Source organism: Shewanella sp. SR1 (assembly GCF_020447145.1).
GTDB lineage: Bacteria > Pseudomonadota > Gammaproteobacteria > Enterobacterales > Shewanellaceae > Shewanella > Shewanella baltica.
Map to the genome: position 1 here is coordinate 20,195 of NZ_JAJAEF010000029.1, position 23,229 is coordinate 43,423.

Annotated in this window: 22 protein-coding genes; 14 read left to right on the top strand and 8 right to left on the bottom strand. The window is 47.8% G+C overall.

Going from position 1 to position 23,229, the window contains the following annotated elements; translation table 11 throughout:
- Positions 1 to 407: 407 nt before the first annotated feature.
- From KV201_RS19585 to KV201_RS19595, 3 genes are all read right to left on the bottom strand, one after another.
- On the bottom strand, positions 408 to 809 hold the full coding sequence (locus tag KV201_RS19585; protein ID WP_006082308.1) for a YbaY family lipoprotein: 402 nt from the start codon (positions 807 to 809) through the stop codon (positions 408 to 410).
- Position 810: 1 nt separating this feature from the next.
- On the bottom strand, positions 811 to 1,677 hold the full coding sequence (tesB, locus tag KV201_RS19590) for an acyl-CoA thioesterase II (protein WP_226060282.1): 867 nt from the start codon (positions 1,675 to 1,677) through the stop codon (positions 811 to 813).
- A gap of 240 nt (positions 1,678 to 1,917) precedes the next feature.
- On the bottom strand, positions 1,918 to 2,856 hold the full coding sequence (locus tag KV201_RS19595; RefSeq protein ID WP_226060283.1) for an SDR family NAD(P)-dependent oxidoreductase: 939 nt from the start codon (positions 2,854 to 2,856) through the stop codon (positions 1,918 to 1,920).
- Between the two features lie 366 nt (positions 2,857 to 3,222).
- Between KV201_RS19595 and KV201_RS19600 the strand changes: the two genes are divergently transcribed.
- Complete coding sequence (locus KV201_RS19600) at positions 3,223 to 4,098, top strand: 1,4-dihydroxy-2-naphthoate polyprenyltransferase (protein WP_226060284.1); 876 nt, start codon at positions 3,223 to 3,225, stop codon at positions 4,096 to 4,098.
- Between the two features lie 175 nt (positions 4,099 to 4,273).
- Here KV201_RS19600 and KV201_RS19605 read toward each other — a convergent pair whose 3' ends face one another.
- A complete protein-coding gene (locus KV201_RS19605; protein ID WP_226060285.1) occupies positions 4,274 to 5,089 on the bottom strand; it encodes a class III extradiol ring-cleavage dioxygenase in 816 nt (271 codons plus the stop codon).
- 61 nt (positions 5,090 to 5,150) lie between these two features.
- Positions 5,151 to 5,633 (bottom strand): DoxX family protein, encoded by a 483-nt coding sequence (locus KV201_RS19610; RefSeq protein WP_226060286.1) that lies wholly within the window; start codon positions 5,631 to 5,633, stop codon positions 5,151 to 5,153.
- 162 nt (positions 5,634 to 5,795) lie between these two features.
- Between KV201_RS19610 and KV201_RS19615 the strand changes: the two genes are divergently transcribed.
- Positions 5,796 to 6,695, top strand: a complete 900-nt coding sequence (locus tag KV201_RS19615) for a LysR family transcriptional regulator (protein ID WP_226060287.1) — start codon at positions 5,796 to 5,798, stop codon at positions 6,693 to 6,695.
- Between the two features lie 144 nt (positions 6,696 to 6,839).
- On the opposite strand, the gene gndA is transcribed toward KV201_RS19615, so the two are convergent.
- From gndA to KV201_RS19630, 3 genes are all read right to left on the bottom strand, one after another.
- A complete protein-coding gene (gene gndA, locus KV201_RS19620; protein ID WP_226060288.1) occupies positions 6,840 to 8,366 on the bottom strand; it encodes an NADP-dependent phosphogluconate dehydrogenase in 1,527 nt (508 codons plus the stop codon).
- 207 nt (positions 8,367 to 8,573) lie between these two features.
- Entirely contained in the window at positions 8,574 to 8,888 is a 315-nt protein-coding gene (gene sugE / locus KV201_RS19625; RefSeq protein WP_226060289.1) for a quaternary ammonium compound efflux SMR transporter SugE, read from the bottom strand.
- A gap of 362 nt (positions 8,889 to 9,250) precedes the next feature.
- Positions 9,251 to 11,209: a propionyl-CoA synthetase gene (locus KV201_RS19630; protein ID WP_226060291.1), complete on the bottom strand. Its 1,959-nt coding sequence runs from the start codon at positions 11,207 to 11,209 to the stop codon at positions 9,251 to 9,253.
- Between the two features lie 290 nt (positions 11,210 to 11,499).
- On the opposite strand from KV201_RS19630, the gene KV201_RS19635 reads away from it, so the two are divergent.
- From KV201_RS19635 to KV201_RS19690, 12 genes are all read left to right on the top strand, one after another.
- Positions 11,500 to 11,907 carry a MerR family DNA-binding transcriptional regulator gene (locus tag KV201_RS19635; protein ID WP_006082318.1) on the top strand — a complete coding sequence of 136 codons (408 nt, stop codon included), beginning with the start codon at positions 11,500 to 11,502 and terminating at the stop codon, positions 11,905 to 11,907.
- Positions 11,908 to 12,088: 181 nt separating this feature from the next.
- Entirely contained in the window at positions 12,089 to 13,258 is a 1,170-nt protein-coding gene (locus KV201_RS19640; RefSeq protein ID WP_011847234.1) for an isovaleryl-CoA dehydrogenase, read from the top strand.
- Between the two features lie 116 nt (positions 13,259 to 13,374).
- Positions 13,375 to 14,982: a carboxyl transferase domain-containing protein gene (locus KV201_RS19645; RefSeq protein ID WP_226060293.1), complete on the top strand. Its 1,608-nt coding sequence runs from the start codon at positions 13,375 to 13,377 to the stop codon at positions 14,980 to 14,982.
- 43 nt (positions 14,983 to 15,025) lie between these two features.
- Positions 15,026 to 15,886 (top strand): enoyl-CoA hydratase-related protein, encoded by an 861-nt coding sequence (locus KV201_RS19650; protein ID WP_226060294.1) that lies wholly within the window; start codon positions 15,026 to 15,028, stop codon positions 15,884 to 15,886.
- A complete protein-coding gene (locus KV201_RS19655; protein ID WP_226060296.1) occupies positions 15,886 to 17,928 on the top strand; it encodes an acetyl/propionyl/methylcrotonyl-CoA carboxylase subunit alpha in 2,043 nt (680 codons plus the stop codon). The genes KV201_RS19650 and KV201_RS19655 overlap by 1 nt, the downstream gene beginning before the upstream one ends.
- 1 nt (position 17,929) lies before the next feature.
- A complete protein-coding gene (locus tag KV201_RS19660; RefSeq protein WP_226060298.1) occupies positions 17,930 to 18,853 on the top strand; it encodes a hydroxymethylglutaryl-CoA lyase in 924 nt (307 codons plus the stop codon).
- Positions 18,854 to 18,937: 84 nt separating this feature from the next.
- A complete protein-coding gene (locus tag KV201_RS19665) occupies positions 18,938 to 19,642 on the top strand; it encodes a CoA transferase subunit A (protein ID WP_006082324.1) in 705 nt (234 codons plus the stop codon).
- A 127-nt stretch (positions 19,643 to 19,769) separates the two neighbouring features.
- Positions 19,770 to 20,426 carry a 3-oxoacid CoA-transferase subunit B gene (locus tag KV201_RS19670; protein WP_006082325.1) on the top strand — a complete coding sequence of 219 codons (657 nt, stop codon included), beginning with the start codon at positions 19,770 to 19,772 and terminating at the stop codon, positions 20,424 to 20,426.
- 364 nt (positions 20,427 to 20,790) lie between these two features.
- Positions 20,791 to 21,171, top strand: a complete 381-nt coding sequence (locus KV201_RS19675) for a hypothetical protein (protein WP_006082326.1) — start codon at positions 20,791 to 20,793, stop codon at positions 21,169 to 21,171.
- Between the two features lie 88 nt (positions 21,172 to 21,259).
- Positions 21,260 to 21,862, top strand: coding sequence for a DJ-1/PfpI family protein (locus KV201_RS19680; protein WP_006082327.1), 603 nt, complete (start codon positions 21,260 to 21,262; stop codon positions 21,860 to 21,862).
- A gap of 38 nt (positions 21,863 to 21,900) precedes the next feature.
- Positions 21,901 to 22,218 (top strand): cytoplasmic protein, encoded by a 318-nt coding sequence (locus KV201_RS19685; protein WP_226060299.1) that lies wholly within the window; start codon positions 21,901 to 21,903, stop codon positions 22,216 to 22,218.
- A gap of 237 nt (positions 22,219 to 22,455) precedes the next feature.
- A complete protein-coding gene (locus tag KV201_RS19690) occupies positions 22,456 to 23,214 on the top strand; it encodes a sulfite exporter TauE/SafE family protein (protein ID WP_226060300.1) in 759 nt (252 codons plus the stop codon).
- The last annotated feature ends 15 nt before the right edge of the window (positions 23,215 to 23,229 follow it).

Sequence of the window (23,229 nt, forward strand, 5' to 3'; positions counted from 1 at the left end):
ATAGTTATTTAAAATCAGTATATTAATTAAAACGCTTAAATGTTTGAGCGCCAAGATAGTGCACCAAAAAACAGAACGAGTGACCGTAAAAATATTATTATTCGTAAAAAACATCTGTTACAAAATAAACATTTGCGAAAATAAAATTAAACACAAATTAAACTTCTCTTTAGCTTTTTTCAAACAAAATTAGTGTGAATGCCATTTTTACAAAATGACATTCATTATAAAAAAGACTAACTTATGCATTAATATTCTTAGCTCTGTGTAAAGCAAAATCATATTTGATTTTACATTTACAACATGGATACCCGAATATTAACCACAAAAAAGCCCTTCCAATATAAATTGAAAGGGCTACATCTTCAGCAATACAAAAATGATGCGCAGGCAATAATTAGGAGTGATTAATTCGCCATGACCGCCTTCATTAACACTTCTGTCGTGAACTTATCATTATTGACGACAGGGAACCTGTCATAGGTTTGGAAGATCACTTGGTCTTGGAACTTGATCATCGCCACTACGCCATATTGGATACTCTTATCGATCGATTTTGCAGGCAGCGTAAATTTAAACGGCACTGGCGCTCTGGCGATGTTAAAGGTTTTCTGTGCGACGATAATACCCGGGGTATTCAAATCAATGATTGCAATGGTGATTTGGCAACCTTGAGGCAAGGGAATTTTCTCTAAATAACCCGCTGCGCCATTGATAATAATCGGGGGTTCAGGTTTCACCGTCACGCAGCCATTAAGTAAAATTGCCATGAGCGAGAACAATACAAACGACTTTATTTTCAGATACATATTAACGTCCTTTTACCATGCGGATCAGGCCTTCTTGGGTAGAAGAAGCCACTAATTCACCTTGTTGATTGAAAAACTGCCCTCTGACGTAACCTCTGCCACCGCTGGCATTGGGGCTATCAATACTGTAAAGCAACCACTCTCCCATATTAATCGAGCGATGGAACCACATCGCATGATCTATCGTCGCCATGCGCACTCCAGGACTTAAAAACGACACGCCGTGGGGCTGAGCCGCTGTCACGAGAAAGTTAAAGTCCGAGGCATAGGCGAGTAAATATTCATGAATATGGGCGTCATTTGGCATGGGACCATTGGCCCTCATCCACACATGACGGTACGGCTCAGTTTCTTTAGGCGCAAAGGGATGTAATGGATTAACCAGTCGCATCTCAATGGGCGCATCGGCCATAAACTTTTCGAGTATGCTCGGCGGCACTTTATCCCGCATAGTCAGCGCTAATTCCTGCTGATTCAATAAACCTTCAGGTCCTGGTACTTGCGGCATCATCGCTTGATGACTAAATCCTTCTTCAGGTTCTTGGAAGGAACAGGTCATGTGGAAAATCGGTCGACCTTTTTGGATTGCACTGACGCGGCGGGCACTAAAACTACCGCCATCTCGCATATTTTCGACTTCATACACAATCGGTAACTTCTCGTCACCGGCACGTAAAAAGTAGGAGTGTAATGAGTGGACCTTACGCTCAGCGGGGACGGTTTGTTTAGCGGCGCTCAGCGCTTGCCCCATCACTTGACCACCGAACACATGCCCAAATCCCAGATCTTGGCTCTGACCACGAAAGAGGCCGATTTCAATTTGCTCAAGGGAAAGTAATGATAAAAGATCGTCTAATACCTGACTCATGGGATCCTACTGCATAATTAGCCATTAATGCTAAAGGGTAACTCAGTTCGCCTTAAGCTGACCAGTCTTCTATCGATTATTCACAATGAAATCATTACTCCCACGATACAGGATTTAAACGAGGCTTGACTCAAGTTCAGTGCGGATGTCATCTGCATATTGCGAAGGGTTTTACTTGACCCGTTAACGCGGTTTAATAACAGAGGTCATGGGCTGAGTTATGGTTACCAGTATCACTCATCAATCAATTTTAATATGGTGTTCTAGCGCGCTTAACTGAGACCAAGACAAGACTTTATCCTCACCACTGGAGTGCAAAGTGACAGGAAAGGATTGGTATAGCAGTGGCCACTGCTGCGCAAGATTATCCGGCGTAAAAAGCCCCTCATTAAAATACATCGGCTGAAACTCGACAAACATGCCATGGCTGACGCTGCCCGCACCTGCGAGCAAGTGTTGACCATTGGGCGCCTGTTCACTCACCAAAAAAGCCGTTGTGGCGGTTAATGACTCAAAGGAAAATAACGGCTGAATCGCACTTGCTAAATGTTTGGCGGTCATCGCTGTGACGGCCTGCGGGCATAAACTATTGACGCGAATATTATGAATTTCTCCTTCTATCGATAAGCAATTCACCATGCCCACCAGCGCCATTTTACTCGCGCTGAAACCGACTTGATGCAAATCACCAAATAAGGCCGAAGCTCCCGTCGTCATCATGATCCGACCATAATCCTGTTGTTGCATATAGGGCCAAACGGCTTGCGTCAGATAAAAACTGCCATTGAGATCGACATCCAATTGCCGTTGCCACTGCTCAAGCTTAATGTGCTCGAACGGACAAGCACCGTAGATCCCCGCGTTATTAATCAAGATATCAATGCGATGCCAACGTAGGATCACTTCTTCGACCATGCGGTTTACTTCATCCCGCTGGCTAACATCAAGCACAAAGTAGAGACAGTCACCGCCGAGTTTAATAATGCTGCAGTAGGTTTGCATCAATGCTAAGTTGGCCGGCATTGTTTGAGCACCATAGGTAGAAATAGACTCGGATGACGATAACGGCTGATCAACGAGCACCACCTTCGCGCCCCGCTCAGCCAACATGATGGCATAGGCTCGACCTAGCCCAGCTCCCGCCCCAGTGACTAACGCCACCTGATTATCGAAACGCATCCAAATATATCCTTATCGGCATAACAGTAGCGGCAAAACGCCGCCAATGAATGCACAAAAACAACCCGCATAAGGCGACTCGCACCTGTGGTATCTCCAGTTGAACATAGGATTTAGCGTTACGCCTATGTCTTGAGCAGTGCAGCGTCTCCAACAACATCAGCTATAGAAACACAGACTTTTTTGATTTTCTTTGAGCTTGACGACAAATCTTTGCCTACATCAGTGAACATATGTGCGCCAATTCAAACTCTGTTAAATGCGTTTATTAGATAGTGCTCACTTTCGTGTTAAATCTTGTTATGCTATGCGCTAATTGAGCCCTTGTTCGATACCATTCCCATTTACCAATAACGACTGGACGCCATGAATCCTTGGATTTTAGCTATAAGACCCCGTACGCTACCCGCGGCCATAGGTCCCCTATTGATAGGCAATATTCTCGCCCTGCATCTTGAGAGTTACAGCTGGTTAATCGCTGCCACTTCTATGCTGTGCGCTGTGCTATTACAAATTGCCGTCAATCTCGCTAACGACTATTTTGACTTTAAAAACGGCATAGACACGGTCGAACGCTTAGGACCCGTTCGCGTGACGCAAAGTGGTTTAATTCCACCAACGAGCGTCCGCAATGCCATGATATTTTGCCTATTAATGGCACTTGCTGTGGGTTCCTATTTAATTTGGCACGGGGGTTGGCCTATCGCGATTCTCGCCGCGGCCGCCATTTTAGGTGCACTCGGTTACAGTGGTGGCCCCTATCCCCTCGCTTCCCATGGGCTGGGCGAAGTCGCGGCCTTTATCTTTTTCGGATTAGTCGCCGTCGTGGGGAGTTATTATCTGCAGGCGGGCGATACAACAATCAATGCTTGGTTATTAGGCTGCGCCATTGGGCTGTTCAATGCGGCTATCATGCTGGTCAATAACACCCGCGATATTCGCACCGACACCCAAGCGGGCAAACACACATTGGCAGTACGTATCGGTGAAGCGCAATCAAAAGTGTTATATCAAGCGCTGATTTACCTGCCCTTCGGCTTAGTGATTGCAGGCTTTCTACTGGGTATTTTACCTGGGTTACCAGTATTGCTCGCGGGTTTGTCACTGCTTATCGCCCGTAAACTCAGCAGCGATTTCTATGCGGTGTCTGGTGAAGCGTTAAATCCGTTACTCGGCCGCACGGCTAAGTTAACCATGATTTTCAGTACCTTGTTTAGCGTGGGTTTAGTGTTTACCGCATAAGAGTAAAGCCGCTAGGCTAATGCAACAGGTCGCTACATGCACACAGCTTAATCCTGAATACAACAAAGGTTCGTATCTTCAACAGATACGAACCTTTTTTATTGGCTAAATATGCTTAGCCTTAGGTTTACTGTCATGTTCGACCACGGCAATCCAACATCAGATTATTGCCAGATTATTGCCAGATATAGCCTGAGATCAGAGTATTTAGCAAAATGCCGTTAAAGTTACGTAGCGCTTGGGATGAGTCACTGTGACCAGCGCCGAAACACACATGCAGAGGCAATAAATGTTCTTCCCGCGGATGACTAAACCGCGCCTCAGGAGCCGCTTGCCAGTGAGTCAGTGCTGTTTTGGTCTCGGCAGTGTTCACGCTTGCGGTTAATGTTTGCGTCAGCCAATAGTCAAACTCTGCGCTGCGACTTTGGACCGTGGGATCGCTTGAAAAAAACGCCCGCATATTGTGAAACGACATCCCTGAGCCCACGATCAATACCCCTTGATCCCGCAGCGGCGCTAAAGCTTCGCCAATCGCTATATGGGTTTCAGGATCGAGACTGTGGACTAACGACATTTGTACTACGGGAATATTCGCCTCGGGATACATCAACTTAAGTGGTACAAAAGTGCCGTGATCAAATGCGCGTTCGCTATCTAAGCGGGCGGCGATACCTTTATCCGCAAGCATATTCGCAATCTGTGCCGCTAATTCTGGCTCACCCGGTGCAGGATACGTCAGCTGATATGCTTCGGGTGGAAAACCATAGTAGTCATATAAAATGCCGGGCTTAGGGCTACTCGACAAGGTCACCACAGATTCTTCCCAATGGGCGGTGATCAGCACAATCACCCTAGGGGTTGGAATGGGCGCGGTCACTGAGGTTAAAAAAGCACACAACTCTTTATGATTGGCATCATTTAGCAAAGGCATTGGACCACCACCGTGGGGCACAAATAGCACAGGCATACGACTCGCTTTAACTTGCATCATGGCTTTCTCTTGTTGATTAACTTATATCGGTACGACTGACTTCAGACTCTATTTTTATCACTTAAAATGCGGAGCGACTTAGCGCCAACTGCCGCTGAAATTGCACTAAACGCTCAATAATTTCATCCAGTTTGATAACTAGAAAGAGTCCAGCCGATAAACTCAATGCAGGCAGTGCATTAATCGCCGCTTCATAGTTAAAGTGGAAATAAATCGCCCCCATCATAATCGCCAGCAAACCGCTCGCCGATAGCACTCGGTAGTCACGTAGACACAATCCAAGGGCGCCAATCACTTCCATCAAACCAATAAAATAGCCAAATCCGGTGGGAAGATTCATCAAAGTAAACGGAACATGGAACATAGGCACGCCAAATAACTTGGCAAATCCCGAGATAAAAAACACTATGCTCATCGCCAGTGTGACGGTTGCGGCGGCGCGATTGAGTGTATTGGCACAAAGGAATAGCTTCTGCGAATCGGCCTCAGCAACTAAGCCATTGATACTTGAGCCCTTAGCACCACATAAGTTTGAAAATCGCATCGCACACACCCCATTGATCTTAATATTGCCGTCAGTCTTGGGCATAAATGCGCAGACGACGAGCGAGAATGGAGTAGATTATGAGCCGATAAAAGATAAATAAATATGGAATAAAATCTAATATCTCATAAACTAATAATTTATTACTTGCGAGCAATCCCAGTGACCTTAGACCAACTGCTGATGTTTAAAACCGTGGCTGAGGCGGGCTCACTCAAAGCCGCCAGTGACAAGCTACATAAAACCCAACCCGCCATTAGTCAAAGTATCAAACAGTTAGAATCTCAACTCGACCTCATCTTATTTAACCGTGAAGGTTATCGACTCGCCATCACAGAGCAAGGCCGAAAACTGCTGCAACATACCCAGCGGGTACTCAATGAAGCGCAGGAAATGAAGCAAGTCGCGAAACATTTAGCCAAAGGCAACGAAGCGAGTATCACCTTAGCTTTTGAAGCTTCTTTCAATCTCGCTCGAATTCTACCGATTTTAGAACTGACTCAAAATGAGTTCCCCTATACCCAAATTATTCTCAAACAAGAATTTTTAACTGGTGCACTCGAAGCGTTGAATCAAGATAAAGCTGAAATCATCATCTCTGCGGGCGGAATTGAACCCATACGTTCGAGCCATTTAGAATTAGCCTATCTTTTTTCCGGTAGCCTGCTCGATGTCGCCGCGCCGCGCATGCTTGAGCGTCATCCGACACTGAGCTACGCACGAGAGCTCGTTAACGAATATCAAATCGTGATCCAAGATACGGGCTCAGGCACTGCGAATATTGAGTTTGGGGTACAGGCGGGGCAACGACGTTGGTATGTTAATGATTTTTATACCAAGAAAATGCTTATTCAAAGTGGCATGGGCTGGGGCAAACTGCCGCACTATATGATTGAAGATTCACTCAAACAAGGTGCATTAATCGCACTGGATCTACGCGAAAGACAAAACAACATTCAACTCGATTACTATGTGATGCGAAAACCTCACTCACCTTTGGGCCCTGTCGCCCAAGCACTCTGGCAAAAGCTGATCGCTTTTGCATCTGAGCTGAATGCTTAGGAATTCAAGCTTAAGATTTAGCTTAGTGACTTAAAATGAATTGAAGTCAAAAATTCATAAGCCGTTATATAATCATCGCCCATAAACAAAAACGCTCCTTATCAAGGGGCGTTTTTTCATTTTGTTAGCAGGCAGAACCTTAGATTAAACCTTAGCTAAGGTGCGCTCTTTGGCGCTCCAATCTAAGTGATATTTCTCGCCAGCTGGCGTATCGATACGCTCAAAGGTATGAGAGCCGAAAAAGTCACGCTGACCTTGGAGCAAGTTCGCAGGTAATGTTTCGCAGCGATAACTGTCGTAATACGCCAGTGCTGAGCTAATACACGGCGCTGGAATGCCTTGCATTACCGCTGTCGCTACCGCAGTGCGCCATAGGCCTTGCTTTTCAGATAAGGCTGACGCAAAACTGTCCGCCATCAACAGATTGCTAAGCTCGGCATTGTCTTCATAGGCTTGAGTGATTGATTGCAAGAACGTCGCGCGAATAATACAACCCGCACGCCAAATTTTTGCAATTTCAGCAAAGTTTAACTGCCATTTTTGCTCATGGGCCGTCATCGCCATCAACTGGAAGCCTTGCGCGTAACAACACACTTTCGCGCAATATAACGCGCTTTCTAAAGCTTCAATCAACTGCGCTTTTTGCGCATCATCGATAGCTGGTGCATTTGGCCCAGCCAATTTCTGGCTAAGTTGTAAACGTAAGGATTTTTGGGTACTTACGGCGCGAGCATATACAGCTTCAGCAATCGTCGGTGCCGGACAACCAATTTGTAAACTGCTTACGGCCGTCCACAAACCCGTGCCTTTTTGGCCCGCTTTATCTAAGATCATTTCCACCAACGGTTTACCCGTTAATGGATCGGCCTGTTTTAAGACTTCGGCACTGATCCCCATCAAATAGCTGTTTAAGCTGCCTTTGTTCCAGCGTTCAAACACATCGCCCACTTCTGCAGCGCTCATGCCTAAACCGTCATGCAGCATTTGATAGGCTTCGCAAATCAACTGCATATCAGCATATTCAATACCGTTGTGCACCATCTTCACGTAATGGCCAGAACCCGCAGGACCAATATAAGTCGTGCATGGCTCGCCTTCTGTCACTGGATTACCCGGCTCAAAGCGCTCTATGGGTAAACCTGTACTCGCATCAACCTTAGCGGCAATGGCTTTCCAAATAGGTGCAACGTGATGCCATGCATCGATATCGCCGCTTGGCATAAGTGATGGACCGAAACGCGCACCGACTTCACCGCCCGAAACCGCAGAGCTAAAAAATACAAACTGACCTTTGTAGCGCGCTTCACGCTCAACAGTGTCAGTCCATAGGCTGTTACCAGTATCGATAACGATATCATCGGACTCAATTCCGGCAGAAATCAAAGCACTACAGACACCATCGACGGGTGCGCCCGCGGGAACAGAAAGCACAAGAATGCGGGGTTTTGTGAGACTGGCTAACATTTCGGTAAGATTAGCACAGCCAAGAATGCGAGGTTCGAGTCCAGCGCGTTCCTGTTTTTCTTGCTGTATAACACCATTAACTTTAACAGGATCGAGGTCAAATGCGCTGACGTGATATTGGTTATCCGCGATGTTTAGCGCGAGGTTTTTACCCATAACGCCAAGGCCAATTACGCCGATATCATTAAGATTGCTGTGGTTTTGCATTATATAATTCCCACGGGTCACAGAGGTTAGAGCTAACCAATTTTGAGGGGTAATTATACCGATCTTTGTAACTTAATTACCAGAGAGAAAAGGCGATGTATACGATTGGCAATCTCGATTACAGTGAGATTGCCAATCCCGTATTGCGAAACGGGTTAGTTAGGACTTAGCCCAAGTGATACTTGTATTGGCACGTTTATCGACAACTTAGTTTGCGAGTTTAAGCCCTAAAACGCCCAGTAATATCAGTATCAAACTGGCAACTTTAAGTAAGCTAACTCCTTCTCCTAACAGGATAATTCCCGCGATAGCGGTGCCCATAGCGCCAATACCGACCCACACGCCGTAAGCCGTACCGATAGGCAGCTGCTTAACCGCGAGTCCTAGTAGCACAACACTCACGGCCATCGACGCCACTGTAAAGATACTTGGCCACAAACGCGTGAAACCTTCGGTATATTTAAGCCCTATGGCCCAACCAATTTCGAATAAACCCGCAAGGACTAATAAGAACCAACTCATAGTGAACTCCTAATTAGGGGTCGTCCCCTACCAAATTAAGGCATGTTTAGGGTCGTCCCTAAGCCGGTGAGAATATAAAGTAGTCAGTGATGTGTATCTAAAATATCCATAGATACACATTGCTTTTAGTGGTGGTTTTAGTTGAATGAATTAAACAATTGCTAATGCTCAATTCCCGCATATAAACGACTCAAAATAATGCAATTAAGTAGCAAAAACATTCAATAAATACGCGGCAAGAATAGCAAATCATAATGGACTATTGTTCAAATTTAGCGGGGATATTTGTTTCAATTCGCAACAGCAAGCGATTTTTAGAATGGGAATTTCCTACATGAAATCCCCATTCACTAAACGCAAGCTTAGATTAAGGCATCGGCATAACCCATGCGAGTGAGCGCGGTGCGCACTAGCTCTAAGGTCTGTGGATCTTCTATGGTCGCTGGTGCGGTATATTGCTGATTATCGGCAATTTTTCGCATAGTACCACGTAAAATCTTACCAGAGCGCGTTTTGGGCAATTTTTGAATCGCACTCACTAACCTAAAGGAGGCGACGGGACCAATCTCTTGACGAACTAGAGTAATGAGCTGTTTATGCAGCTCTTCATCACTGATCGTCACGCCCTTTTTCAGCACCACTAATCCTAAAGGCACCTGACCTTTAAGCTGATCATCCACACCAATCACAGCCGCTTCGGCCACATCAGGATGTTGACACAAGACTTCTTCAAAACGTCCAGTCGATAACCTGTGCCCCGCCACATTTATGATGTCATCGATACGACTCATAATGTAGAGATAACCGTCTTCATCGGTATAACCTGCATCTCCAGTTAAGTAATAACCTGGATACATAGACAAGTAACTATCTTGATAGCGTTGATCATTTTGCCACAGTGTCGTCAAGGTTCCCGGCGGCAAAGGCAGCTTGATCACCACATTCCCCGAGGTATTGGGCGCAACTTGCTCACCCAATTCATCCACCACTTCAACCGCATAGCCAGGCACAGGTAAAGCGGGCGAGCCTGGCTTAATGTCGACGGGCGCAGTGCCCATCAAATTTGCCGCGACTGGCCAACCCGTTTCGGTTTGCCACCAGTGATCAATGACAGGTTTAGCGAGTTTAGTGTGTGCCCAAACTAAAGTGTCGGGATCGCAACGTTCACCTGCCAAAAACACATTTTTAAGACAAGCTAAATCAACACCTTGTAGATACTCACCATCAGGATCTTCACGCTTGATTGCCCGAATGGCTGTCGGCGCGGTGAAAAAACTTTTAACCTTATATTTGGCAATCGTGCGCCAAAAAGAACCGGGATCGGGCGTACCAACAGGTTTGCCTTCATACATTAAGGTTGTAGCGCCCACCAGCAGCGGTCCGTACACAATGTAAGAGTGACCCACAACCCAGCCCACATCAGACGCGGCCCAAAACACATCGCCCGCTTGAATATCGTAAATATGTTGCATCGACCAAGCCAGTGCCACTGCATGGCCGCCATTATCGCGCACCACACCTTTAGGCTGACCCGTGGTGCCTGAGGTATAAAGCACATACAAGGGATCAGTGGCCTTAAGAGAAACACAATCGGCCTTAGGTGCAGTCGCTAATGCGGCTTGCCAATCTAAGTCACGGCCCTCCTGCAAATCGGCTTGATACTGGCTGCGATTTAAAATCAGGCAATACTCCACCTGATGAACAGCATGTTCCAATGCTTTATCTAACAAAGGCTTATAAGGAATGACGCCCGAGGGCTCAATGCCGCAGGATGCCGACAGTACCAATTTAGGCTTAGCATCGTTAATCCGAGTCGCGAGTTCATTGGCGGCAAAACCACCAAAAACCACAGAATGAATCGCACCTATGCGAGCACATGCCAGCATAGCGAAGGCGGTTTCCGGCACCATAGGCATATAAATCACCACACGGTCGCCCTTCACTATCCCAATAGATTGCATAAAGCCCGCGAGTCGGCTCACTTGAGCCTGTAACTCCGCATAGCTAATGCCGTATTCAGTGTCTGTCACTGGGCTCACATATTGGATCGCCACTTGATCACCGCGTCCGGCCAACACATGGCGATCAACGGCGTTATAACAAGTGTTCATCTCACCATCGGTAAACCAGTGATAAAACGGTGCCTGCGACTCATCGAGCACGGTGTGCGCAGGTTTAATCCAATCGAGCGTCTTCGCCGCTTCTCCCCAGAATTCGGCTTTATTAAGCAAGGATGCTTGGTGCAACGCTTGATGTTTTTGTTGGTTCTGTTTTTGATTTGCGGCTTGCGCTACAGATGCATTTTGCTGTTCGGTCAACATATGTCCTCCAATCAGGACTGCGGCTAAAATCGTCAGCCGCAATAACTACCCCTTCCAACAACCATTATTAACAGGGGGGCATCAAGCCCACTATTAGACGTTAGCCTATAACCAGAAAAGATTTGTGGTTTTATGTGAGAACACTAATTTAAAGCACTCGTTTTAATCTCGCTGCACAGGCTGATGGCAATTGGGATTGACACTTTTTTGCCAACAGAATAAAAGCCAAATCTTTACCTTTACGTAAACTTCATATATCTTGCTTAAAACTGATTATTTAGGGTGCATGAATGAGCGCAACGAACACACCACAAACGACTTACTCGATCAGTGATCTCTCAAAAGAGTTTGATATCACTACTCGTAGTATTCGTTTTTACGAAGACCAAGGTTTACTTAAGCCTAAACGCCGCGGCCAAACCCGTATTTATAGCCTCAAAGACAGAGTGCGCCTCAAGCTCATTCTTCGCGGTAAACGCTTGGGCTTTTCGTTGGCAGAAACCCGTCGCCTGTTCGAATTATACGATGCCGACAAGAGCAGCACCTCACAGCTCAATACCATGCTGGCGCTAGTGGAAGAAAAGAAATCCGCCCTACAGCAGCAAATGGACGACATTAAAGTCGTGTTGATGGAACTCAATTCCGCCGAGCAGCAATGCCGCTTAGCCTTAGAAGATAACAAAACGGCAAAAGCCTAAATCCCAGTGGCAACAAGATCAAGTCAATATGATTGGCTCGCGCATCTCAAGACGCAGGATGTTAGCACTAGGATTAAATACAAGATTTAAAAGACTCAAGCACCTAAAAATCATAAAAACTATAAATTTAAACATCAGAGTTTAATCATCTGAAATTAGAACATCTGAAAGGACACAAGCAATGAACTCTCTCTACACAAGTCTGAATTTTGGCCTAGGCGAAGACGTCGACATGCTGCGCGATGCGGTGCAAGATTTTGCCACTCACGAAATCGCCCCGATTGCCGCGAAAGTGGACCACGACAACGCCTTTCCCAATGAACTTTGGCCTGTGCTGGGGAGTATGGGACTGCTCGGCGTGACCGTAGCTGAAGAGTACGGCGGCGCGAACATGGGCTACCTTGCCCACGTCGTGGCGATGGAAGAAATCTCCCGTGCATCGGCCTCTATCGGCCTAAGCTACGGCGCCCACTCAAACCTGTGTGTGAATCAAATCAACCGTAACGGTAATGCTGCGCAAAAAGCCAAGTATCTGCCCAAACTGGTGAGCGGTGAACATATTGGCGCACTCGCCATGAGTGAGCCAAACGCAGGTTCTGACGTAGTATCAATGAAGTTACACGCCCGTAAAGAAGGCGACCGTTTCATCTTAAACGGTAACAAGATGTGGATCACCAACGGCCCCGATGCACACACCTATGTGATTTACGCCAAAACTGACTTAACCAAAGGTGCACACGGTATTACCGCCTTTATCGTTGAACGTGATTCGAAAGGTTTTAGCCAAGCGCAAAAGCTCGACAAACTCGGCATGCGCGGCTCTAACACCTGCGAACTGGTGTTTGAAGATGTGGAAGTGCCAGAAGAAAACATTTTAGGTGGCCTCAACAACGGCGTTAAAGTGCTGATGAGCGGCCTAGATTACGAGCGCGTCGTGCTATCTGGCGGCCCGCTGGGGATCATGAACGCCTGCATGGATATCGTTGTGCCTTACATCCACGAGCGTGAGCAATTTGGTAAATCGATTGGTGAATTCCAACTGGTACAGGGCAAATTAGCCGACATGTATACCGGCATGAATGCCGCCAAATCCTACGTGTATGCGGTGGCAAAATCCTGCGATCGCGGTGAAACCACCCGTAAAGACGCCGCAGGCGCCATTCTTTATAGCGCAGAACTCGCCACTAAAATGGCACTGGATGCAATCCAACTGCTGGGCGGTAATGGTTATGTGAACGAATACGCCACCGGCCGTTTACTGCGTGATGCCAAGCTGTATGAAATCGGCGCGGGCACCTCAGAAATTCGCCGCATGCTGATTGGCCGCGAACTGTTCAATGAGTCGAAATAACGCGCGTTCAAATAATCTCTCACAAGTGAATGGGTAGCCCCTCACTGTAATTTACAGTTTGCGCCACCCATTCGAGCAAGGTGATACCGAGTTTCCGCTTTATAAGGACAATCAAAGTGACGCAAATAAGCAGTCGTATCAACGCCCGTAGCGATGAATTTAAAGCAAAATCCGACGATATGGCCGCCCTAGTGGCCGATCTTAAAACTAAACTCAATAAAATCGAACTCGGCGGCGGCCCTGTGGCGTTAGAGCGCCATCTATCCCGCGGTAAATTGCTGCCACGTCAACGGGTTGAAAAGCTGCTCGATGCAGGTTCACCCTTTTTAGAACTGTCGCAATTTGCCGCGTTTGAAGTCTACGACGAAGAAGTGCCCGCAGCAGGCATTATCGCCGGTATCGGCCGTGTGAGTGGCGTGGAATGCATGATCATCGCCAACGACGCGACAGTTAAAGGCGGCACTTATTACCCGATTACCGTTAAAAAACACCTTCGCGCCCAAGATATTGCCAGCCGTTGTCACTTGCCTTGCATCTATTTAGTCGACTCGGGCGGCGCTAACCTGCCCCGCCAAGATGAAGTTTTCCCCGACCGCGACCATTTCGGCCGTATCTTTTACAACCAAGCGCAAATGTCCGCTAAGGGCATACCGCAAATCGCTGTGGTGATGGGCTTATGTACCGCAGGTGGTGCTTATGTGCCCGCCATGGCGGATGAATCCATTATCGTAAAAGATCAAGGCACTATCTTCTTAGCCGGCCCGCCATTAGTCAAAGCGGCCACAGGCGAAGAAGTCAGCGCCGAAGAGTTAGGCGGCGCCGACGTGCACACCAAAATTTCCGGCGTGGCGGACCATTTAGCCCAAAACGATGAGCACGCGTTAGAGCTTGCGCGCCGCGCGGTATCACGCCTGAATCATCAAAAAGAAATCAAATCACTGCTGAGCCCTGTCAAGCCACCAAAATTCGATATTAGCGAACTGTACGGCATTGTCGGCACCGATCTTAAAAAGCCTTTTGATGTCAAAGAAGTGATCGCCCGTATCGTCGATGATTCTGATTTTGATGAGTTTAAAGCCAACTATGGCGCAACCTTAGTGTGCGGTTTTGCCCGTATTCACGGCTACCCAGTCGGCATTGTCGCCAACAACGGCATTTTGTTCTCAGAGTCGGCGCAAAAAGGCGCGCACTTTATTGAACTGTGCTGCCAGCGCAAAATTCCGCTGCTGTTCCTGCAAAACATCACCGGCTTTATGGTGGGTAAAAAGTACGAACACGAAGGCATAGCTAAACATGGCGCTAAGATGGTAACCGCGGTTTCTTGTGCCAATGTGCCTAAATTTACTGTGATTATCGGCGGCAGCTATGGCGCGGGTAACTACGGCATGTGTGGCCGCGCGTTCGAACCGACCATGATGTGGATGTGGCCTAACGCCCGTATTTCTGTGATGGGCGGCGAGCAAGCGGCTGGCGTTCTCGCCACAGTGCGCCGCGACGGTTTGGCCCGTAAAGGCGAAGATTGGTCATTAGAGGATGAGAAAGCCTTTAAAGCGCCGATTGTCGCCCAGTACGACAAAGAAGGTCATCCGTATCATGCCAGCGCCCGTTTATGGGATGACGGCATTATTGACCCAGCGCAAACCCGCGATGTGGTCGGCCTTGCCCTATCAGCGGCGTTAAACGCCCCTATCGAAGACACCCGCTTTGGTGTGTTCCGTATGTAAACCATACGTATACACAACAAATCAATAAGATAGGGAAACAACTATGACAAATTTACCAATAACGCCACAGGAATTAAGCAACTTGCAGCACGTGAGCTACGCACTCAATAACGGCGTTGCCGAGTTAATCCTTGATCGCGCAGAAGTACACAACGCCTTCGATGAAGTGATGATTAGCGAGATGATTAGCGTCCTTAGCTATTTTGCTGAGCACAAGCAATGCCAAGTGCTGGTACTCAAAGCGAACGGCAAAAACTTCAGCGCCGGCGCCGATCTCAATTGGATGCGCAAACAAGCCAAAATGGACTTTGAGCAAAATCTAAATGATGCCAAAGCCTTAGCAAAACTGATGCAGGATTTAGATACCTTTCCAAAACCCACTATTGCATTAGTGCAAGGCGCAGCCTTTGGCGGCGCACTGGGGCTGATTTGCGCCAGCGATATCGCTATCGCAACGACGCGCGCCAGTTTTTGCTTGAGCGAAGTGAAACTCGGATTAATTCCTGCGGTAATTAGCCCTTACGTTGCCCGCGCTATGGGTAACCGTGCATCGCGCCGCTACATGTTAACGGCTGAGCGTTTTAGTGCCGACACCGCATTAAAGCTTAATGTCATTCATGAGATCAGCGATGACTTAGATGCCGCCGCAAAGCCAATGATTGGCGCGCTGCTGGCCAATAGTCCGCAAGGTATGGCATGGGCAAAAACACTGCTGTCGCATCTTGAAGATGGCGTGATAGACCAAAACACCATTGATTACACTAGCGAGCGTATCGCCCGCATTCGGGTATCAACCGAGGGCCAAGAAGGCTTAAACGCCTTTTTTGAGAAACGTCTGCCTAACTGGCAACAAGCGCTCTCAACTCCCACGCAAAAGCCAAGTGATACCCAAGGAGCCCTTTGATGTTAACCAAGCAAATGTTTACCAAGCTATTGATTGCTAACCGCGGTGAAATCGCCTGTCGCATCATCAAAACCGCCCATGCCATGGGTGTTCGCACCGTTGCCCTATATTCCGATGCCGATAAAGAAGCGCGCCATGTCGCCATGGCCGACGAATCTTTCTATCTAGGTGGCAGTGCGCCGGCAGACTCCTATTTAAAGGGCGATTTGATTATCGATATCGCCAAAAAAGCCGGCGCCCAAGCCATTCACCCTGGGTACGGTTTCTTATCTGAAAACGCCGACTTTGCCCGTAAATGTGAAGCCGCAGGCATCGTCTTTGTTGGCCCAGGTAGCGATGCTATCGATGCCATGGGCAGTAAAAGCGCCGCCAAATCTATTATGACGGCGGCAAATGTGCCGTTAGTGCCGGGTTACCACGGCGATGACCAAACCGATGCGACCTTAAAAGCGGAGGCACTGAAAATCGGCTTCCCTATGCTGATTAAAGCGGCTTATGGTGGCGGCGGTAAAGGCATGCGTATCGTCGAGAATGAAGGCGAAATCATGGAAGCCGTTAACTCGGCGCGTCGTGAAGCGGCCTCTTCTTTTGGTAACGATAAGTTATTGATGGAGCGTTATTTACGCCAACCACGCCACGTCGAAGTACAAGTGTTTGCCGACACCTTTGGCAACGCGATTTACTTATCGGATCGCGATTGCTCGATTCAACGTCGCCACCAAAAAGTGGTCGAAGAGGCGCCGGCACCGGGCTTAAGTGATGCACTGCGCGCCCAAATGGGTTATGCGGCCGTCGCGGCAGCTAAAGCTATAGATTATGTTGGCGCGGGGACGGTAGAGTTTCTGTTAGATACGGACAATAGCTTCTATTTCATGGAGATGAACACCCGTCTGCAGGTTGAGCATCCCGTCACCGAAATGGTCACAGGCCAAGATTTAGTGAAATGGCAATTACTGGTCGCCAGCGGTCAGCCACTGCCCCTTAAGCAAGATGAAGTGCGTATTCACGGCCATTCTTTTGAAGTACGTATTTACGCCGAAGATCCGCAAAATGAGTTTTTACCCGCCAGCGGTAAGCTCAACTTTTTGCGTGAACCCGAGCAAAGTAAATATGTGCGTATCGATTCGGGTATTCGCGAAAACGATGTGATCAGTAACTTCTACGATCCTATGATTGCCAAGCTTATTGTTTGGGATGAATCGCGCCCGCGCGCCCTGCAACGTTTAGTGCATGCCTTAGAGTCGTATCAAATCAGCGGCCTTAAGCACAACATTGAGTTTTTGGCGAACATTGCCGAGCACCCAGCGTTTGCCAATGCCGACTTTAGCACTGACTTTATTGGCCGTTATGGCGATACCCTGATTGGTACAGCTTCAAGCGAAGCCGACACTGCACTCGCCTTTGCCGCGCTGTATCAAGTACTTGCCCGTAAAGAAGCCGCCAAAGCGCAAGCGATCAACAGCGCCGATCCTTACTCACCTTGGGGTCAAGTGAGCGGCTTTAGACTCAACAGTTGTAGCCAACACAATATTGCACTGCTTGATGACGCCCATGAATTACAGCAGTTGGTGATGCTCGATTTAGGCGGCATGTATCAGTTGCCACTGCACGGCCAAGATTGGTTGCTCAATGGCGAACTGAAACAAGACTTACTGCTCGCCGAAATCAACGGCCATAAGAGTAAAGTGCCGGTTAGCGCACAAGGTGATGACTTTACGCTGTTTTTATCCTCTGGCAGTTACCACTTCAAAGCAGTGCAAACGCTAGTGGTCGAAGAACAAGCCAGCAATGCTGACAAGTTAAAAGCCCCCATGAACGGCACGGTAGTGACCCATTTAGTCGATGTCGGCACACAAGTGAAAACGGGCCAAGGTTTGCTAGTGATGGAAGCCATGAAGATGGAATACACCATAGAAGCGCCCTTTGATGGCATAGTCAGTGAATTCTACTTTAAGGCGGGCGAGCTGGTGACCGATGGCGCAACCTTGCTTAACGTTGAGCCGTTAGAGACAGACGAGCCAACCGCGACCAAGGAAGCCTAAGATGTCTTTAGTCAATCTAAGCCAAGCAGCGGACGCCAAAGACAGGGTCAGCATCTTCGAGATGGGCGCGCGCGACGGCCTACAAAACGAAGTCGCCGTGCCGACGGCAGCTAAAATCGCCTTGATTGAATCGCTGGCAGATGCAGGGCTTAAACGCATCGAAGCGGGCAGTTTTGTATCACCTAAATGGGTGCCACAAATGGCCGACTCTGCCGATGTGCTCAAGCAAATACAGCGTCAAAGCGGCGTGGTGTATAGCGCGCTCACGCCCAACGTCAAAGGCTTTGAACTGGCACTGGATGCAAAAGCTTCCGAAGTAGCGATATTTGGCGCCGCCTCACAAAGCTTTAGTCAACGCAATATCAACTGCTCGATTGAAGAGTCGATTGAACGCTTTATCCCTTTGATGGAATTAGCAAAAGCGCACAATATTCCGGTGCGCGGTTATGTGTCCTGCGTGCTCGGCTGCCCCTACGAAGGTGAGATAGCGGTCAGTGAAGTGGCTCGCGTGTCTGAAATCCTTTACAAAATGGGCTGTTACGAAATATCGCTCGGCGACACTATCGGTGTCGGCACGCCGCAAAAAGCCCGTAGAATGCTGCAAACAGTGGCTGAACATGTGCCTATGGACAAACTGGCGCTACACTTTCACGACACCTATGGCCAAGCATTAGCTAACATTTTGGCCTGCTTAGACTTAGGTGTGCGGGTGTTTGACTCCTCGGTTGCGGGTCTTGGCGGCTGCCCCTATGCCAAAGGCGCGTCGGGCAATCTTGCCACCGAAGACTTAGTGTATATGCTGCACGGCATGGGATTCGAAACGGGTATCGATTTACAAAAACTCGCTTTAGCAGGACAAGTCATTAGCACGCAGTTGAATCGCAACAACGGCTCGAAAGTGGCCACGGCCCTGTTAGCAAAATAGAACAACAATAATTAACGACAACAACCGTTATTGAAAACGCGCGTTATTTCCCGCGCGTTTTATACAGCATAAAAGGACATCACAATGGCAGGACTCAATAAAGTCGTCAGCAGCTATGAAGAAGCGTTAAACGGCTTATCAAACGACATGACCATTATGGTCGGCGGCTTTGGCCTGTGCGGCATTCCCGAAGGCTTAATCAATCAAATGGTTAAGATGGGCGTTAACGGTTTAACGGCGATATCAAACAACGCTGGCGTTGACGACTTTGGCCTTGGCTTACTGTTAAAACATCGCCAAATCGCCACTATGATCGCCTCTTACGTGGGCGAAAATGCCACTTTCGAGCAACAAATGCTCTCTGGCGAACTGAACGTAATTTTAACGCCACAAGGCACATTAGCGGAAAAAATCCGCGCAGGTGGCGCAGGTATTCCGGCATTTTTCACTGCAACGGGTTACGGCACGCCGGTAGCTGATGGCAAAGAAACCCGCGAAATCAAAGGCCGCCATTACGTGTTAGAAGAGTCGCTGACCGCAGATTTTGCCTTAGTGCGCGCATGGAAAGCCGATACCATGGGTAATTTGGTGTTCCGTAAAACCGCCGCCAACTTTAACCCTATGATGGCGACCGCGGGCAAAATCACTGTGGTTGAAGCCGAGTTTATTGTTGAGCCAGGCGAGCTAGACCCAGATCATATCCACACGCCGGGCATCTATGTTGACCGCGTTATTCAAGGCACGTTCGAGAAACGTATCGAGCAGCGCACGGTAAAAGCCGCGAAATAAAAGGCGCTGGCAAAACCTTGAAACACAGTTAACGCAATTGGCACTTAGCTCCCTAAAGTAAAAACTAAGGGTAAAAACCTAAGAGTAAAGGCCAAAGCGTCAAAGCCAAATAGAAAGGATAGATATCATGGCATTATCAAGAGAACAACTGGCTCAGCGCGTCGCCAAAGAATTAAAAGATGGCTACTACGTCAACCTCGGCATAGGTATTCCAACACTGGTCGCTAACTATATTCCCAGCGGCATGGAAGTGATGTTGCAATCGGAAAACGGCCTACTCGGCATGGGCGAATTCCCTACCGAAGACACCATAGATCCCGATTTAATCAACGCGGGTAAACAAACCGTTACCGCAGTCAAAGGCGCGTCGTTTTTCTCATCGGCGGAAAGCTTTGCCATGATCCGTGGCGGCCATGTGGATTTAACCGTACTCGGCGCCTTTGAAGTCGATGTGAACGGCTCAATCGCCTCATGGATGATCCCCGGCAAACTCATCAAAGGCATGGGCGGCGCGATGGATTTAGTCGCCGGCGCTGAAAACATTATCGTGACTATGATGCACGCCGATAAATACGGTAATTCTAAGCTGCTACCCGTGTGCGAATTGCCGCTAACTGGTTACGGCTGCATTAAACGCGTTGTCACAGATTTAGCCTTTATCGAAATCAAAGATGGCGCTTTCCATCTTTTAGAGCGCGCCCCAGGCGTCAGCGTAGAAGAAATCGTCAGCAAAACCGCCGGTAAGTTAATCGTACCTGAGCATGTACCCGAAATGGTGTTTTAAGCGTTCTCTAACCTAAGAGTTTAAGTTTGCTTCTTAACATCAATGCTCCAGTTTGATGCACTAAGTTTTATACCTTAAAAGCCCAGAAGATAATTCTGGGCTTTTTGTTTATCTAGCAATTAGCTAGCGCTGCGACTTGAGAGCTAATCCAAGTCAATGGCACCACTCATTCATTAGTATGAATTACCTGATTAACTCGTTAGATTTGAGCAAATTACCTCTTTAAAAAGCGATAATACGCGGCAAGTTGTAGGCTATGGCTCATTGCAAATCGTGATAAGGATGCAGAACGAATACCTTATTTGTCGTTCGCAAACCGTTCATAGCGATAAAAGTTTAAGGTATGGGTAACACGGAGAGCGGTATGCGGGTATGGAGGATCTATTTCTGGTTTTGTGTACTGCAATTAATCATGAATTACCGCGCGGCTATGATGTCCACTGTCGCTTGGTACGATGTTATCAATTGGCTGGTGATGTTGCAGGGATTAATTGGCCTTCAAGGCCAAGTCTATAAATTGCGGTTTTTCTCACAAAAAGTGTGGCAACGATTCTTCCCCATATTCTGCGTATGGAGCTTGATGTATGTAGGCATCAATTGGGCCAGTAATACGACAAATCCACCAGATATAAGCTCAAATATCGGCTATGTGATCATCCTAATGCTGACCATTCCGCAGTGTTTAGCCCTATATCGATACGCAGTTAATTGGCATCACTTACCCGCAAAATCGAAAAAGCCTTAACCCTAAAAATCGCCAAATAATTGTATAAATTACACAATTCGAGAAGCGTATCTAAAACAACTATCAGCACAAAGCCAGAGGAAAGCTTATGTACCAGATTGCGATTGTGATATTTGATGAATTTACCGATATCGATTTCTTCTTAATGCGCGATATTCTCGGCCGTACAAAAACCGATTGGACAGTAAAAGTACTCGGGACAAAGCCTAGCCACAGGTCGAGTTTGGGGATGACGGTTGCAACCGATGGTCATGTGGCCGAAGTCACTGATGCCGACGTGGTGTTATTTAGCAGTGGCTACAAAGGCGTGCCAGCCGCGCTCGAAGATACTGAGTTTATGTCTGCCCTTAAATTAGATCCCACACGGCAATTGCTTGGCAGTATCTGCGCGGGGTCATTCTTCTTTGCCAAATTAGGGCTACTCGACAATCTCTCGGCAACGACTCACCCCGATGCAAAACCCGCATTAGTGGCCATGGGCGTGGATGTAGAAGACTGTGCTCTGGTTATCAATGGCAATATTGCCACCGCGGGTGGCTGCCTGTCCTCACTCTATTTAACCGGCTGGGTCGCTGAGCGCTTATTCGACAGTGCAAAACGCCGCGAAATACACAGGCAGCTTATTCCTGCAGGCCAAGCTGATATTTATGAGACGCTGATCCAATCATCAATAGCAGCTGCAATTCGCTAGCGAGTGGTTCAGGTTCGCAGCCAGAAGCAAGGGACTGCGTGATTAGACTGAAAAATCTTCTCGGGGCAGTAAAAGCCGAGCACCAGATCACCACCCAGAGTGAACTTGCGGCTTTACTGGCTCAGAATGAAATACTCGTACAGCAAATCCAAACTGCCGATGCGCGGCATTGGGTGCATTTTGCCCAGAATACCTTCGATGGTTGGTATTGCATTCGAACACCTATGCTCAGTACCTTTGAAGTTTACTATCAAGAACGTGGGCAAAACTGTTGGGGAGAAGATGTCTTTACCGAGCAAAGTGAAGCCATAGCTGCAGTTATTTTTATGTCTGGTGTTTGGGATCAAGTCCCCTAGCACTAAGCAAGTAAAAGCCTGTTCACTCATTCTGTGTGTTCACATTTACGAATAGCTGTATGTGACTATCCATTACGCGACTTTCTATTACGCGACTTTCGATTATGTAACGAATCATTGCTCGACTTTCAATATCGAAATCATCCTGTTAGGGTGACGTACTTCGATTGACTCACGAGAACAGACTCATTCTTAGCACTCTGTTTAACTCTCTCATTGCCCAAAGGAGCGGTATCTATGGACTGGCTTATTATTGCACTCGCTGGCTTTTTAGGCGGCATGCTCAATGCGGTTGCCGGTGGTGGCAGCTTTATTACCCTTTTGGCGTTAGTGTTTGTCGGGGTTCCACCGATTGCGGCGAATGCAACGGGGACAGCCGCGCTGCTGCCCGGGTATATCGCCAGTGCTTGGCGTTTTAGAAAAGATATCGAATATCCGGCGAGTCTTAGCCTTAAGCATCTGATCTTGATTGCCCTTATTGGCGGCAGTATTGGCGCAGGCATTTTGCTGACCACCAGCGAGCAAGTCTTCGCAAAACTGATCCCGTGGCTAATTTTACTGGCCACCGCGGCCTTTATCATTGGCCCTTGGTTGCTCAAACGAAGAATCGCTGAGCAAGGCGAAAACACCTCAACGCCAATGTTAAGTCGGATGACAGCACTGATAATACTGTCGGTAGTGTGTATCTATGGTGGTTATTTTAATGGTGGCTTAGGCATTATACTGCTCGCAAGTTTTGGGCTGATGGGGCAAACCAATCTGCATGGGATGAACGGTCTTAAAAATCTCATTTCTGCTCTGCTCACCGCCATCGCCGTTGTGGTTTATGCCGCGGGCAATGTTATCGATGGGCAATATCTGTTGCTGCTTGCTGTGATGGCGATTATCGGCGGCTATGTGGGCGCGGCGCTGGCCTATCGTATTTCACAGCCCTTGCTGCGCGGCTTTATTGTGATTGTCGGTTTAGCGATGGCTTTAGGCTTTTTCATGCGCTGAGCTGTTTATGCGTGA

Bases quoted from the DNA above. Each gene is read 5' to 3' on its own strand.
- KV201_RS19585 (WP_006082308.1), bottom strand. From the start codon at position 809: ATGTATCTGAAAATAAAGTCGTTTGTATTGTTCTCGCTCATGGCAATT.
- tesB (WP_226060282.1), bottom strand. From the start codon at position 1,677: ATGAGTCAGGTATTAGACGATCTTTTATCATTACTTTCCCTTGAGCAA.
- KV201_RS19595 (WP_226060283.1), bottom strand. From the start codon at position 2,856: ATGCGTTTCGATAATCAGGTGGCGTTAGTCACTGGGGCGGGAGCTGGG.
- KV201_RS19600 (WP_226060284.1), top strand. From the start codon at position 3,223: ATGAATCCTTGGATTTTAGCTATAAGACCCCGTACGCTACCCGCGGCC.
- KV201_RS19605 (WP_226060285.1), bottom strand. From the start codon at position 5,089: ATGATGCAAGTTAAAGCGAGTCGTATGCCTGTGCTATTTGTGCCCCAC.
- KV201_RS19610 (WP_226060286.1), bottom strand. From the start codon at position 5,633: ATGCGATTTTCAAACTTATGTGGTGCTAAGGGCTCAAGTATCAATGGC.
- gndA (WP_226060288.1), bottom strand. From the start codon at position 8,366: ATGCAAAACCACAGCAATCTTAATGATATCGGCGTAATTGGCCTTGGC.
- sugE (WP_226060289.1), bottom strand. From the start codon at position 8,888: ATGAGTTGGTTCTTATTAGTCCTTGCGGGTTTATTCGAAATTGGTTGG.
- KV201_RS19630 (WP_226060291.1), bottom strand. From the start codon at position 11,209: ATGTTGACCGAACAGCAAAATGCATCTGTAGCGCAAGCCGCAAATCAA.
- KV201_RS19635 (WP_006082318.1), top strand. From the start codon at position 11,500: ATGAGCGCAACGAACACACCACAAACGACTTACTCGATCAGTGATCTC.
- KV201_RS19640 (WP_011847234.1), top strand. From the start codon at position 12,089: ATGAACTCTCTCTACACAAGTCTGAATTTTGGCCTAGGCGAAGACGTC.
- KV201_RS19650 (WP_226060294.1), top strand. From the start codon at position 15,026: ATGACAAATTTACCAATAACGCCACAGGAATTAAGCAACTTGCAGCAC.
- KV201_RS19655 (WP_226060296.1), top strand. From the start codon at position 15,886: ATGTTAACCAAGCAAATGTTTACCAAGCTATTGATTGCTAACCGCGGT.
- KV201_RS19660 (WP_226060298.1), top strand. From the start codon at position 17,930: ATGTCTTTAGTCAATCTAAGCCAAGCAGCGGACGCCAAAGACAGGGTC.
- KV201_RS19665 (WP_006082324.1), top strand. From the start codon at position 18,938: ATGGCAGGACTCAATAAAGTCGTCAGCAGCTATGAAGAAGCGTTAAAC.
- KV201_RS19670 (WP_006082325.1), top strand. From the start codon at position 19,770: ATGGCATTATCAAGAGAACAACTGGCTCAGCGCGTCGCCAAAGAATTA.
- KV201_RS19675 (WP_006082326.1), top strand. From the start codon at position 20,791: ATGCGGGTATGGAGGATCTATTTCTGGTTTTGTGTACTGCAATTAATC.
- KV201_RS19680 (WP_006082327.1), top strand. From the start codon at position 21,260: ATGTACCAGATTGCGATTGTGATATTTGATGAATTTACCGATATCGAT.
- KV201_RS19690 (WP_226060300.1), top strand. From the start codon at position 22,456: ATGGACTGGCTTATTATTGCACTCGCTGGCTTTTTAGGCGGCATGCTC.